The organism is Streptomyces spiramenti (assembly GCF_012034385.1).
In the GTDB taxonomy this organism is placed as follows: Bacteria; Actinomycetota; Actinomycetes; order Streptomycetales; family Streptomycetaceae; genus Streptomyces; species Streptomyces spiramenti.
The window spans coordinates 1-2,020 of the sequence record NZ_JAAVJB010000418.1; the positions used below are offsets into that span (position 1 = coordinate 1).

Genomic DNA, 2,020 nt, shown 5'->3' on the forward strand with positions numbered 1-2,020 from the left:
GCCAGCGCCGGTCCGGCCCGTCCAGCGGCGCGGCGGCGAACGCGAGGGCGACCAGCTGACTGCCCTCGTCCTGCACCCCGGCGCGGCCCTCGGCGACGGCGGGCACCGCGGCGGGCTCCCCGCCCTGTGTCAGTCGGGCGGCGTACGGGCTGTGGAGGCCGGGCTCGGCGCCGGCCGCGAGCAGCTCCGCGACGTCGGAGCGGCCGGGGCGGGCGACGAGGGTGACGGCGGGCCGCTCGTTGTCGGCCTCCAGCAGCGCCTCCATACCGGCGCGGCCCCCGCCCAGGGCGTCCCACATCGCGGAGACCACCCATCGCGGGTGGGCGTGGCGGACGGCGAGGTGCTCCTCGGCGTCCTCGTCGTACGGCGGGGCGACCTTCTCCAGCCAGCTGTCGAGGTCGTGGGCGGTCAGGCGCCGCAGCACCGCGTTGACGAACTTGGCCCGCCCGTCGCCCACCGTCGCCCGGGCCAGTTCGACGGTCGCGGAGACCGACGCGTGGCTGGGGATGCGGGTGGAGAGCAACTGGTGCGCACCCAGCGACAACACGTCCAGGACGGGCGGGTCGACCTCGCGCAGCGGGCGGTCCACGCACGCGGCCAGGATCGCGTCGTAGGTGCCCTGCCACCGGAGCGTGCCGTAGACCAGCTCCGTGGCGAGCGCCGCGTCGCGGTCGTCCATGCCCTTCTCCCGCGCCTCCCGGAGCATCGGGGGAAGGACGAGGTTGGCGTAGGCGTCCCGTTCGTCCACGGCGCGCAGCGCGTGGAAGGCGAGCAGCCGGACCGGATCCTTCCGGGGACGGCGGTAGGGACGGGCGGGACGGCTCGGGCCGGTGGACACTGCTGGTTCGCTCCGCGGTGCTGGAGTGGGTGGATGGGGTGACCGGTGCGCCGGCCGCGGGGGCGTGGCCGCGCGGTGTCGCGGCGCCCGGTCGGGCGGCCGGGCCACCGCGCCCGGTCGGGTCGTCAGTCGCCGAGGAGTTCCCCGGGCGCGAGGCGGACCCCGCGGGCCCAGTCGGCGGCGGCCATGGGCTTCTTGCCCTGCGGCTGCACCCACTGGAGTTCCACCGCGTGCGAGCCCGTCCCGACGTGGACGTGGCTCTTCCCGGCGACGACCGCGCCGGGCGGGAGCCCGGTGTGGGTGGGGGCGAGCGCGAGCTGGCGCACCTTCAGGCGCTCGCCGCGGAAGACCGTCCAGGCCCCCGGCGCCGGCGAGCAGCCGCGGACCACGCGGTCCACGCGCAGCGCGGGCGCGTGCCAGTCGAGCCGGGCGTCCTCGACGGTGAGCTTGGGGGCGAGCGTCACGCCGTCGGCGCGCTGCGGGACGCCCCGGAGCGATCCGTCCTCGATGCCGTCCATCGTCGCCGCCAGCAGGCCGGCGCCGGCGAAGGCGAGGCGGGTCAGCAGGTCCCCGCTGGTGTCGCGGGTGCGGATGTCCTCGGTGACGACGCCGAAGACGGGCCCGGAGTCGAGCCCCTCCTCGATCTGGAAGGTGGAGGCGCCGGTGGCCTCGTCGCCGGCCATGAGGGCATGCTGCACCGGTGCGGCGCCGCGCCAGGCGGGCAGCAGCGAGAAGTGCAGGTTGACCCAGCCCAGGCGCGGGATGTCGAGGGCGCTGCGGGGGATGAGCGCGCCGTAGGCGACGACCGGGCAGCAGTCGGGGGCGATGGCCCGCAGCCGCTCCTGGAACTCCGGGTCGCGGGGGTGGGCGGGGCGGAGGACCTCGATGCCCTCGTCGGCCGCGTGCTGCGCCACGGGGGAGGCGACCAGGCGGCGTCCGCGGCCCGCGGGCGCGTCCGGCCGGGTCACCACCGCCGCCACCTCGTGCCGGCCGGAGGCGAGCAGTGCGTCCAGTGCGGGCACGGCCACCTCGGGGGTGCCGGCGAAGACGAGCCTCATGCTGGGTCGGTCACCGTTTCTGTGCGGGGGCGGCGGGGCGGTGCGATGTCGCGGGCGACCGGCGAACGGGCCGCGACCGGGGTGCAGTCTACGTTCCGTCCCGCGCCGGCGCCCGGCGGGCACG

At 77.3% G+C, this 2,020-nt stretch carries 2 protein-coding genes; both read right to left on the reverse strand.

The window, feature by feature from the left end; all coding sequences use genetic code 11:
• Positions 1 to 838: transcription antitermination factor NusB (locus HCJ92_RS23815; RefSeq protein WP_338054360.1), on the reverse strand; the 838-nt coding region annotated here is incomplete at its 3' end.
• Between the two features lie 125 nt (positions 839 to 963).
• Positions 964 to 1,896 (reverse strand): methionyl-tRNA formyltransferase, encoded by a 933-nt coding sequence (fmt, locus tag HCJ92_RS23820; protein ID WP_167935680.1) that lies wholly within the window; start codon positions 1,894 to 1,896, stop codon positions 964 to 966.
• Between the last annotated feature and the right edge of the window lie 124 nt (positions 1,897 to 2,020).

Coding starts and splice junctions, on each gene's coding strand:
- fmt (WP_167935680.1), bottom strand. CDS start 1,896: ATGAGGCTCGTCTTCGCCGGCACCCCCGAGGTGGCCGTGCCCGCACTG.